Here is a 13,496-nt window from a genome sequence, read left to right on the forward strand (position 1 = left end):
TTTTTGCTACATTTGCAAAAACTCAAATTGATGACCAAAATATATTCTCTATTTATTGCCTTACTCTGCCTTTTTTTTAATAATGTTAAAGCTAATAACGGCTACAAAATAGGTGATTCACTGCAGTTAAATAGAAATACGTTTCATAATAATTCAGGATTCGCTTCTGTTTCCAATTTCCCATCCGACCTATTTTCTCTTGCTTTAAAAAATGATCCAGATACTGACAAAGAAATTGGAAAAGCAATCGGAGCATTTGGAGAGTTAGAAAAAAGTGGGAATTTTACGAATACCATTAATCCTAACGAACTTACAGAATTTCCTATAGGACTTAAAGAGAATGTATCAAATGTAGAATATGGTATCGTTGTAACAAAAGCCTCCTTTACTCCTGAATATGCTTTAATTAATGTTTATGCGAGGGTCGTAACACCACAAGCTGGCGCAGAAGGAGGTAAAAGAACGCTGTATTTTGGAGCAGAAGGAGTTAAGCTTTCCTATGGAGGAAAGATTATTGGTGATGCAAAGCTTTCGTTACTTGGAGATGTTAACATTCCTTTTAATCAAAATCAATGGATGCTTACTCTGGAGGGAGGAATGATTAATAAATTCAATGGACAAAGCGTAAATGATAAAACTTACGTGATCATCGATTGTGACGGAATAAAAGAACTATCTTTAAAAGGAAACGTTCAGATTTCCCGAAACGTTCTCGTTCCTTTGGATAGTAACGGAAAAATGCTTCCTGAAATCGGAAATGATGGATTTACCAACAGGGTACGTGGTGATTTTGCTTTAAAAGCCAGTGATTGGAATGATATTCTAGTCAATGTAAGCATTACACCTTTTGCAATCACATCACAAATCAAAAATCAAGATAAAGGTTTTTTCTCTTTCTATGTCAATAATGCAGTTTTGGATTTAAGTGACTTGAGGACAGATTCTAGTGTGTTATTCCCGCAATATTATGCTACTCACGGATATTTGATAGGAGGGACAGATACTTGGCGTGGTCTTTATGTAGAATCATTATATGTAGGTCTTCCACAGGAATTTAAAACAGAAGACCATATTGACAACAGAGTTTCCTTTCAAGCACAAAATCTTCTGATAGACTCTTATGGAGTTTCAGGTAGCTTTTCTGCCAATAATTTGTTTCCTTTAGAAAAAGGAATCACGAGTGAGCAAAATTCCTGGAGATATTCTCTTGACCAGATTGGTGTAGATCTAGCAGCTTCAAAGATTGTAGGAGCAAATTTAAAAGGAAAAGTTCAGCTTCCTGTTCAGAAACAAGATAATGCTAATCCGAATAATAATTTGCCCAATCATCTTGGTTATCAAGGGGTAATTACCGAAGAAGAATATATGATTACGGTAGCAACTTTAGATACAATTAGTTTTGATATCTGGAGTGCAAAAGCAACTATTGCTCCCGGTTCCTATTTGGAATTAAAGGTTAAAAACAGAGAATTCTTACCTAAAGCAGTTCTTACCGGAACTTTGGCAATTGGCGCTAATGGCAAACCTTCTGATAATAGTACAGATCCAAATGCAAAAAAGGATGCTGATTTTAAAGGAATCCAATTCAGGGAACTTACGCTTCAGACAAAAGCGCCTTACATTACAGCACAATATTTTGGAGTACAGGGAGAACAAAAACTGGTAGGCTTCCCTGCAAGTATAAAGAATATTTTTGTAGAAGCAGACAATGGCTACGCTAATCTGGGCTTCGAGATAACTGTAGGGTTACAGGAAGAAAGGTTCTCTGCAACAGGAGGAATGAAAATCAATGGTTTGATTGTCAATGAAAACAATCGCCAACGTTGGAAGTATGATGGATTCAATCTAACGAAGTTAGGTCTGAAAAATGTAGATATAGGTGTAGCAATAGTTTCTGGGGAATTCCAGATCATGCGTAATGACCCATTATATGGAGACGGTTTCACTGCACATTTGAATGCAAAGTTGAAAGAGTTGAATATTGAAGTGAATGTCAATGCAGCCTATGGATTCAGTACTTTTAGATATTGGGGCTTTGAAGGTTCCGTAGACGGATTAAAAATCCAGGCATCCGCATTAACAATTACAGGGTTTACCGGTGGAGCATTTTACAGAATGATCCCGAACAGAGATATGTCATTAGATCCTGCATATAAAGATAAAGCTTTGGTGTTAAAACCTGACAACACAGTTGGTTTAGCACTGAGAGCAGGTATTTATGGATCTGTTGCCAGCAAAAATGCAATTAGTATTATGGCTGGTTTTAATATGTCAACCAATCCAAACGGTGGTTTAGCCAATGTTGGATTTATTGGAGAGGCGCTGGTTATGGCCGATTTATCTAAGCTGATTCCCGGAGATCCTTTAGCGGGAGTTAAAGATAAGTTCAAAGAAATGACGGGCAACAACGAATTTCTTAATGAGCTGAAAGACAATACCCACGTTAATTCTTTTCTAGATACCCAAGTGGTTGATGAGCAATATCCAGTAACCAAAGATGTTAAAGGTGCTATTTATGCCAAGTTGGCAATGAACTATGACTTCAACAACAGTGTTTTCCACGCAAGTTTAGACGTTTTTGTTAATATCGCAAATGGAATTATAGCAGGTATAGGACCGAATGGTAGAGCAGGATGGGCAGTCGTACACATTGCACCAAGTGAATGGTATATGCATATCGGGACACCAACTCAAATGATCGGTCTAAAAGTAGGATTTGGAAGTTTTTCTTTACAGTCAGGAAGTTATTTCATGGTTGGAAATCGTATTCCTGGAAGTCCGCCACCGCCACCTGAAGTTGCAGAAATTTTAGGACTTCAAGTGAGTGACATCGATTATATGAGCAGCCTTAATGCTTTAGGAGAGGGAAAAGGCTTTGCCTTCGGAACACACCTTAAATTTGATACAGGAGATATGACGGCTCTATTCCTCTATGCAAGATTTCAGGCAGGATTAGGAACGGATATTATGTTGAAGGATTATGGTGATGCAAAATGTTCAAACCGAGGAGGAGACCAGATCGGAATCAATGGATGGTATGCTAACGGACAGGCTTACGTTTATCTTCAGGGAGAACTCGGGATTAAAATAAAATTATGGTTTATTAAAAAGAAAATTCCAATTATTAAGGCAGGTGTTGCATCATTACTTCAGACAAAAGGTCCGAATCCTTATTGGGTAAGAGGATATCTGGGTGGATATTATAATTTACTTGGAGGGATGATTAAAGGAAGATTCAGATTCAAAATGGAATTTGGAGAAGAATGTATTCTGGAAAACGCTTCCGTTTTAGGCGGAATGAAAATCATTACCGATCTTACTCCTAAGAAAGATGACACCAATGTGGATGTATTTGCAATTCCGCAAGCGACATTTGCAATGAGAGTGAATGAACCGATTGTTATTCCTGAAGATGATGGAGACCACACCTATAAGATTGTTGTAGAAAAAATGACAATCCTAGACGACCAAGGAAAAGAGATAAAAGGAGTTATAGAATATGCAAACTCTAAAGACGTTGCCAATTTTGTTTCAGATGACATTCTTCCTCCAAGTAAAACTCTAAAAGCAATAACGCAAGTAAGTTTTATGGAGAAAAAGAACGGGATGTACGAAGTGGTAATGGTAGACGGGCAAAAAGCGATTGAAGTGGAAGAACGTAGCTTTACCACGGGAACAGCTCCAAATGTGATTCCTTTGTCTAATATTAAATATGCTTATCCTGTTGCCGAACAAGAAAATTATTACACTGCGGAAAGTAATAAGGGGTATATCAAACTGAAAAGAGGACAAGATTACTTATTTGACGACCCTAACTGGAGTACAAAAACGGTTTTCGCAGCAGATTCTCAAACGGAAAGTAACTTCTCTTATGACGGAAATGACAATGTAGTGAACTTCAATGTTCCAACTCTTGATAAGCAGAAAGATTATACGCTGGCTTTAATTGCTAAAAATAAAAACGGAGTACAGACACAGGGAGGAAATACCACACAGGTTACCACCACAACAACAGGAAATAACGGAGATGATTCGTCTGTAACCACGGAAACAGAAACAAAAGTAGCGCAAAACCTTTCCAAAGACGGCGAAATTGACAGACTTTCATTTGTTTTCAGAACAAGTAAATACAATACGATGTCTGATAAATTATCTGCACTGAACTTTAATCCGTTATGGGTAAAAGTAGACTCGGAAGTAGTGTTCCTTCAGAATAATATGAATGCCGATGAATATTTTGATGTAACCGAAATTACAGGAACAAAATATACAGATAACAAACCGCTCATCAATCTTACAGCTTTGATGGATGATTCTTTTGCGGCTAAGTTCAAAGGCTTGTTCTATGATGCATATCCTATTGACCAACTGACATTGAACAGAGCAGAAGACGAAGAAAATTTTGCAGGAATCCCACCTATAAAAGCATTCCCTGTTTTTACAGCTTATATGCAATATTTAGGAAGTGACAAAGGAAATACATTCCTGAAGCAAACCTTCCCATACAAATACGATTTGTTCAGATTGTACAAATCAGACTGGTATGAATTGGTTTCTAAATCTGCTTCAAAATATGTAGGTGTGCCGGTAAATGCAAGACCACAGGCAATTAACAACCTACTTCTCTCTACTTATGGTGTTATCCCAACCATAAAATATAAAGTAAAAGCAAAATATACTTTGCCTGGAGATAAAGCAGGTTCTGAAAAACAAATAGACTACGAGTTTAAGTAATCTATTAATTTCAAACTAGAAATCAAAATTTAAAGCTGACAAACACAACAACACAAAACAGAATGATGAACCATTCCTACAACGATAAAAGAAAATATAATCCATATAGCACACTGAAGTTTAAAGATTTCGGAATTAAAATGTGGGCATTGACAATGCTTATGCTATTTGGCTTGCAATCTATTTCTGTGAAATCGCAGCAATACCCTGTAAAATTAGTACCCGTAGTAATTCCACCGTACAGTATGCGTTTAGGCGACTACGCTACTTCTACAGATAACAAATTACAGCTGCAGGTGTTGATGACCGATTTGATGGAGCCACAACACCAAACCGGTATCAAGTTCACTTTGGAAGCAGGATTAAATGCTGCTCCTTTTGCACAAAGCAATGAATTTGTTGTAGGAATGAACCCTTTTCTTCTGTATCCGGGAAGTAACGTTACGCTTACCAATGTAGATTTAAGAGCTTTATTTGAATTACAGAATTTAGGAGGAATCAATGCAGTTCAGTACGCTCAGCCTTTATCAGACGGAGTTTATCGGTTCTGCTTTCAGGCGTATGATTATTACACCAAAAACAATCTTTCATCCAAAACCTGTGCAACGGTATTTCTTACACAGTACGATCCACCAATGCTTAATCTTCCGCAAAATGCTGAGAAAGTACAGGCAATGTCTCCGTATGCTGGAGGAAGCGGAATTGTCTTTCAATGGATGCCAAGGCAAATTGCAAACAATACCAGATACATTTTTACGCTAAAAGAATTGTGGGATGCAGGACAATCTCCAATTTCAGGATTTTTGTCTTCCCCACCACTTTGGCAGGAAGAAACCTATGCACCAACATTGTATTACGGATTGGATAAAACCCAGCTTATTCCAGGGAAAAGATATGCTTGGCAGGTTCAAGCCAAAAGCGGAAATCCTGTTTTGGGAGCCAACCCAACAGAGGACAACGGAGTTTACAAAAACAATGGACTTTCTGAAATATTTTATTTTGATTACGTAGAAAACTGTACTATTCCGACGTTTTTGATGGCAAAAAATATAGGAAGAGGAAGGGTTGAGATCAGCTGGAGCATCGGTGCACAACCTGCAGGTTTATACCAAGTACAATACCGAAAAAGAGACAGCAATACAGAATGGATGACCCAGCAAAGTTACCAATCTCCGGCAACTCTTACAGGTTTGGAAGACCTTACGGAATACGAATACCGTGTAGGTTCTGTTTGTGGTAATACAGATGGTAATACTTCGGGAAATGCGTACTCTTACAGCGCAATACAATATTTTACGACCAATGCCAATGATGTAGATAATAACTATCAATGCGGGATAATGCCTGCAATTGACATTGCCAACAAAAATCCTTTGCAGACCATGTTGGGTGTCAATGAAGTATTTACTGCAGGAGATTTCCCTGTTACGGTACTTTCTGCGCAAGGAAGTAATGGCATCTATAGTGGTATAGGTTATATTGTAGTTCCTTATTTAGCCGATACCAAGGTGAAAGTAAGCTTCAATAATATTATGCTTAATACCGACAAGAAATTAATTGAAGGTATTATTGAAACCACGTATGATCCTAATGAAACAGCGGTAAATTATGCTTCTGGAGGACTGGGAGAAACATTTGGTGATGCAGGCGTGAAGGATGTTTTTGTCAATTTCCCAATTGGCGGTATTACCTATTCTGCGACGCCTCCTCCTGGTAAAATAACCATTACAGGAAGCGATGGAGGTTCCGGAAGTGGTAGTACGACCGAATATCCTGGCGGTAAAGATTACACATTTATTGATCCAGACGGCAATATCTGGACGGTTGATGAAAACGGAAATATTACCGGACCTCAAAAAGCAGCTGAAGGTGGTGCATCTACATCATCTAATACCGATGGCGTAACGGGAAGTGGAAACAACGCTACCATCAACCAATACACAGCAAAAGGCATTAAAATAGAATGGAAGGAAATTCCGTATATAAATGAGCAGACTCCACACACTAAATTTGCTTACGATACGCAGGAAAAAACAAAACTGCCGACCAACAAATATCCTTCTGTAAAAGATTCGGAGAACAATACGGTTTCTGTTCCTTACAAAGCAACAGTAAACAAACAGACAGAAATATTTAATGCTAAAGTTAGCATTACAGACCCTGCATTGAAAGATGCTAAAATCGTCTTCAAGACATTGAGCATCGGTAAAGCGATTGATGCTACTGAACTGAACAAAACCGATACGGAAAGAACTTACCAGCTTCAACTGAAAGGTACTTTTGATTATGCAGAAGATGAAGTAATTGCGGTATTGATGCCTAAAGACAGTATTTCCAAACAAAAAATCATCAGTAGTTTTAGATTGGTGCATTTAAGCCCGAAAACGGTAGATGTAAGTTTAGTACCATTGGATGCTGGCTCGCAATCTAAATTACAATCGCAAAGTGATAAGCTGACAAATATTTACAAAAAAATAGGAGTTGCTTTCAATGTGAAGAAAGAGCCTGTTTTAGACATCAGCAGTGTGGTAAGCGGAGATACCATCAACAGTGAAGATGCTGAGTTGATGACCAACTATAGTACACAACAGCAACAAATCAATGCTCTTTATAAAGGTACTGATGCACGTTATGTATTATTTGTAACCGATAAACAATCTTCTACCACGCAAAAAGGTTATATGCGTTTGAATGGTCAGTTTGGGTATGTGTACAACAATGCACAGGACAAAACTGGAGCCCACGAGCTTGGACACGGTGTGTTTAAACTGGAACATCCTTGGAAAGCTTACGGAACTACAAAAGGAACAACTACATTGTTAATGGATGACGAAGTTTCTGGAGAAGAACTCTCGCATTTGGATTGGAAGCAGGTAAATGATCCGAAGTTTAAATTATATGCGTTTCAAGGGCAAAGTGATGGAGAAAGCTCTTTTATGCTTGGAGCTTTGAATAATATAACACCAACTACTTTATTTAATCTACCTAATCAAAACTCTTGTTTAAAATTTGCACTTGGAAATGGACAATTTGTAACATTTGACAATAGCACATATGCTAATTTAGAGGGCTTAAATATTGAGAATGGAATTTTAAAATCTGTTAAACTTAAAGAAAATAATACTCTAAATAAAGCATCAGGTATTTATTCATTTTCAGTATTGTATAATAATGTTGGTAGCACTCCAGAGGGAACTCCTATTGTACAACTCTCTTATACTTCAGATTTAGTATGTATAAATTGTATTCTTTCAGATAGTGATATTCCTAAAATTAAAAACTTTGATAAAACAGGGAAAGAAGTTACAACTTGGTCTGGTAGTAAAGTACCACCTAAATATATTTTGGTAAAGAAAGACCAATACACGAGTTGTAATCCAGGAATATGTGTGATAACTGGAATTGATGATGATAATGTTTTTGTTACAAAAACATTATCTCAAACAGATTGCGATCAGTATAATAATGGAAACAGTTCTTCTGGTTCTCCTATGGAGAATTGTGATGGAATTAATTATACCACTGCAATTATTTCTCAACATGAAACAGATATTAAAAATAAAATAAATGCAGCAAAATCTTTAGTAGTTAATGAAAATACTCCTTTAAGTAGTAAAAAATATGTACATAAATTAGGTAATTATACCCTACATAAAGGAGATTTACTAGATATATTGGAAGATAGATTTAGATTACTTAACCAATATACAGGAAAAAATATCTATTTCGTTCCTTTTTCTATGGCTCCTGATGTCGTAAATGGTAAACAATATTTTTACGATAAACAAACTGTAAACAAATTAGCTAAAAATGTATTTGAAAGTACTGGTCTTGGGGATAATGATGTATTGATAATATTGCCTTTTGATAACGGAAGGGAAGATACAAGGTGTTTGCCTTTAGGTATTGCCAAGAAAGGATCTAATGTTTTAAGAGATCAGGATATAGAAGCATTAACAGGAAACTGGAATACTAAAGTATTAAAATTATTCTCAAATGTTGAAAAGCCACTTATTGTTAATTCTTATTATCTTTTGGCAACAGGAAGGCTTGTTCAATTTGTAAATAAATCTTCAGGAAATGTAAGAGGCTATGCAGCAATTAAAGCTTTACAGTTTTTTGAGTCTAAAGGATACACTGAGATTAAGCCTATTATTGAAGGGCTACAACAACTTATCAATGTTAATGGAATGCAAATCCCTTGCTACCAAGTTTTCTCTTGTCAAAAAGAAAAATTTGACCAAGCTAATGCACTCTATGTAAAGTATACTAATCTTGAACTTAAGCAAGGAGCTTTTCAAAATAAAGATATTTGGAATAAGATAAGTACAGATGACTTGGGCAAGTTCAGAGAGCCTTTTATGGATAAGGTAAATCAGACAGACAGACTTTGGACAGATAGTAAAGAAAAATGGACATGGGGTTCCAAGTTCCAAATAGCAATAAATCAAAACAGTATTTTACAAGCTGATAAGCATTTTTATAACTTCAGCAAACTTGCTGTATTAGATGATGTAGTATATGCTGTATTAGATGGTGTGGGCACAATCCCTGGTTTTGATACATTTACAGATCCTGCTGGTTTTGTATATGCCGGCATTCGAGGGGATACTAATAATACAATTATTTATGGAATTACTTCAGCCATTCCATTGGGAGGGTCAATTTATTTAAAAGAAGGGCTCCATAAAGTGGATGACCTTTGGGGGATTGTAGCTAAACAAGCAGATAATACAGACGGATTTATTTTAGACGTAAAGAAAGTTTCTGATATACAGGCAGATGAATTCCATATAAGTTCTATCAGTTATGCCAATGAGAAAGAATTAGCAGAGAAAATAAAAACCGCTGCACTTGACGATGCAAATAATTTTATTGATAAGAATTCTGTCAAGAATGCGGTTAATACACTTGCTGATAACCTTGCGACAATTATAACAAGAATAGATAATTTGCCTAACCTTTCTGCGGCAGAAAAGAATGCACTGAAAACAGACATCAATACATCAGCTGAGTTGAAAAATCTGTTTGTAAAAAATGTAGATAAAACAGAGGAATTTTCAGATGCTTGGAAGACTGTCTTAAATGCTCGAGGAGCAAATTCTGTTCTTAAAAAAGATGTAGCATTAATAAACAAAGTTGCTGATTTAAAGAAAAACAGTTCGTTTATGCAACATATCGGTGGAAATGAAGGTTTGGAGAAAATTATAAAAAACAACGTACAGGCACCGTGTAAATCTTGTGGCAATAGTGGTTCTAAATATTTAAAAAATATGGATGAGTATTTAGACGATGTTGAACATTTTGTGACTAATTTTAATGACGTTTCAGATGCTCAGAGATTGATTACTGAATTGAAGAACGGAGCTCAGTATACTGTAGAAGGTGGTGCTTTTGCTGTAAGAATGTTCAAAGAAAATCCAGGAGGATTATTTACCAAAGGACAAGTATCAGCAATTGACCTTAGATTTTCAGAAGATGTTTTAAACCGATTTGATGTTAAGTTCACAAATGGATTTGGAGAATTTAAAAGTTATCAGATTGAAAGTATAAGCAATGTAAGTATAAATCAATTCAAGCAGTATTTGGCTTCGCCTGATTTAACTAAATTAGGTGAGTTAAATTATCTCTTTGATAAAAGAAAATTATTGCAAGAGTTTGGTACTGGTTCTTCTACAGGTATTAATGAGGCAACAGATGCAATAAAAGGAAAATTCAAAACAATATTTTCCGGACCTAAAAAAGAAGAAATTTTTGATGCAATTTGGAGTAATCAGAATTTGAGAAACGATTTATTTCCAAATTTACCGCAGAATATAACTCCGCAAGTTAAACAGCAATATTTTAATAACCAATTTAATAGCCTTATTAACTCAACAGATAGCAAAATTTATAATTTTATTAAAATAAACTAATATGAAATTTATACGAAGTAGAAATATTGAGAAAGTAAATAGTTATAGTGTATCTTTTAATAAACTACAATACATTAGTAATAATAGCTTATATCTTGAAGATAAGTTACTAACAGACAATACCGATTGTTTGGGAATTTTCTTAAATAAAAATTTATTGATTTATTCAAATTATACAGATTACAAAACATATGTTTTCAACATTGAGACTGATGTAATCAAGAATATAGGTCAAATGAATGTACAAAATTTAGTATATAATAATTATTACTTAGGGTATCAATATGATGATAACTTTAATTCTACAATAGTTTTACTGAATAATAATTTTGAAGTTAAACAGGACATTGATTTTAAAAATATTATCATAGAGTTTATTCATGATAAAATTGGTATTCAAAATTATAATAGGGAGAAATTAGTTGCCTATTTGCTGCCTTCTAACAAGATTCTTTGGCAGATAGATATTTCGCAATTAAATCATACTCATAAAAAACAAGATAAAAATGTAATAGAAGCGTATAAAATTTTAGGTGTTTTTGAAAATGACCTATTAGTTATCTTAGATGATTCTAGTATCTTAAGAATAGATATTGAAACGGGAGAAATAAAAAAACGCTTCAATATGGTATTGTTTTCCGATACAGAAAACGAAGTCATTGCACAATACAATTTTATTCAGTTTCAAGATGATAAACTAATCTATTACAGATATGGTCAATATGCCGAATATGACTTAGAATCAAATAAAATTATTTACCAATTTGATATTAAAGAAGATTTGGAAAAGGAAAAGTTACACGATAATATCCATTCTTATATTAAAGAAGATGACCTGCTTTATTTTTATATTTCGGGATTTGGTTCCTTCAGTTTTCCCTCAATCGTTGTGTTAAATACTAGAACTAGGGAGATTGTATGGAAACATATATGGGATAATCAAGATGTGTTTTATAAAGATTTTCAAAAAAGCGAAACAGCTTTGTATTTGTTAGATTCTGGAAACACCTTGCATATTTTTGAGAAGATTTGAAGCTAATATTTCAAGGCTAGATACCAAACTTGATTTTGAAGATTTGATAAATGATACAAACTCTAAACTTTACAACTTTATAGAAATAAAATAATAATGTATAGATTTTCAAAAGCAATAAACAGTATAACCAAGTTTTATCTTGGTAATGAAGGGATAGTATACCAAAAAATTGATGGTAATCTTTTACTTCATGATTTGATATTAGGCAATTTTATTCAACAAATTGAAATTACTCTATTTAATAATGTTTACATTAATGATTGGGAAGGGAATTTTTCAGTTTATGATAATAAAGGAAATTTAGTAGAACAAGGTATTAATCAAGCTTTTTTTTATGTGTCTAAAGATTATGTTGGCAAACAGTATATTGAAAATAATAATATTTACGAGTCTTTAATTGATAAAAACAATCAATTAATTTTCAGAGTTGGATTTGAAAAATTTAATTCTGAAAATGTTCTTTCAAAAAATCACTATTTTTTACTAAATAAAAATAAGAATATTGTTTGTTTGAATTTTAAAAATGAAAAAGAAAAGTGGATTTTCCATATTTCTCATAAATCTCAACAAGGAATAGAGGTGTATAAATTTTTAGGAGTTTTTGAAAAAGACTTATTAGTTGTTTTAGACGATTCCAGCATTTTAAGAATCGATATTGAGACAGGAGAGATAAAAGATAATTTCAAAATGGTATTATTTTCTAATACAGAAAACGAAATAACTGCACAATACAATTTTATTCAATTTCAGAATGGTACGCTAATCTATTATCGATTTGGGCAATATGCAGAATATGATTTGAAACTAAATAAAATTATCTATGAATTTGATATCAAAGAAAAATTAGAAAAGGAAAAGCTACACGATAATATTCATTCTTATATAATAGAAGGCGACCTACTTTATTTTTATATTTCGGGATTTGGTTCCTTCAGTTTTCCATCAATCGTTGTGCTAAATATTAAGACTAAGGAGATTGTATGGAAGCACAGTCTGGATAATTCTGATGTTTATTACAAAGATTTTCAAAAAAGTGAAACAGCTTTGTATTTATTAGATTCTGGAAACACCTTGCATATTTTTGAGAAGGATTAGATGAGGCACGAGCAAGATGCTCCCACCAGACGAAAAAATCTAATACTAATTTAATCAAACATCCAACAAATGAATAACGAAAAATTACTCAATCAATTAGAAAATCAAGAAAATATAGCAAAAGAAAATGCTGAGGCTATTCTAAAAAATACAAATAGTAAAATATTTAAAAGTCTTTTTGAGTTTTGGCAAGGTTTGAATAGAGAATTAGCATTAGAGGAAATGTTTTTAGAATTTAAAGAAAATATATCTAAATTTTGGATAAATCCTAAGTTTAACAAAGATTTGAATCAATCATTTAATATGATTTTGTTTTCCCATTCAGGAGTCTACGGAGGAGGATTAGAAGCATTTGCACTAAATTTCCAAAATGATTCAAATGATTTTCCGAGACTTGAAACAATGGATAGTAGAATTGAATACTTAGAAAATATTTCTTCTCTCGAAGCATTTACAATTTTTCCTCTCAATGAGTTTACTATGAAAATTCAAGGTGAAGAAAATAATTTTGACGACTGGGATGACTTAATGACAATGTACACTTTGTATGAAGCAACAGCGCACATTTTAGCTTATAAAGTTTTTTCAAAAACCAATCAGGAAAATATTTTTCAGTTAAGTTTTAGGATTGAAAAACCATTCTATTTAACAATTTCAGAACACGATTCGGGAAGCCCTGATAAAATTATATACCTGATTGAATAATAGAAGTGAAT

General features: G+C 34.0%; 5 protein-coding genes. All 5 read left to right on the forward strand.

Annotation, left to right across the window (positions count from 1 at the left end; genetic code table 11):
* Positions 1-30 precede the first annotated feature (30 nt).
* The 5 genes from C1634_RS20540 to C1634_RS20560 all read left to right on the forward strand — a co-directional run bounded on the left by C1634_RS20540 (position 31) and on the right by C1634_RS20560 (position 13,485).
* Positions 31-4,734, forward strand: coding sequence for a hypothetical protein (locus tag C1634_RS20540; protein ID WP_185145153.1), 4,704 nt, complete (start codon positions 31-33; stop codon positions 4,732-4,734).
* Positions 4,735-4,796: 62 nt separating this feature from the next.
* Positions 4,797-10,649 carry a fibronectin type III domain-containing protein gene (locus tag C1634_RS20545; protein ID WP_103233658.1) on the forward strand — a complete coding sequence of 1,951 codons (5,853 nt, stop codon included), beginning with the start codon at positions 4,797-4,799 and terminating at the stop codon, positions 10,647-10,649.
* A gap of 1 nt (position 10,650) precedes the next feature.
* On the forward strand, positions 10,651-11,682 hold the full coding sequence (locus tag C1634_RS20550; protein ID WP_109739057.1) for a hypothetical protein: 1,032 nt from the start codon (positions 10,651-10,653) through the stop codon (positions 11,680-11,682).
* A gap of 96 nt (positions 11,683-11,778) precedes the next feature.
* Positions 11,779-12,780 (forward strand): hypothetical protein, encoded by a 1,002-nt coding sequence (locus C1634_RS20555; RefSeq protein ID WP_109739058.1) that lies wholly within the window; start codon positions 11,779-11,781, stop codon positions 12,778-12,780.
* 69 nt (positions 12,781-12,849) lie between these two features.
* Complete coding sequence (locus C1634_RS20560) at positions 12,850-13,485, forward strand: hypothetical protein (RefSeq protein WP_109739059.1); 636 nt, start codon at positions 12,850-12,852, stop codon at positions 13,483-13,485.
* The last annotated feature ends 11 nt before the right edge of the window (positions 13,486-13,496 follow it).

The organism is Chryseobacterium viscerum (assembly GCF_002899945.2).
Lineage (GTDB): Bacteria > Bacteroidota > Bacteroidia > Flavobacteriales > Weeksellaceae > Chryseobacterium > Chryseobacterium viscerum.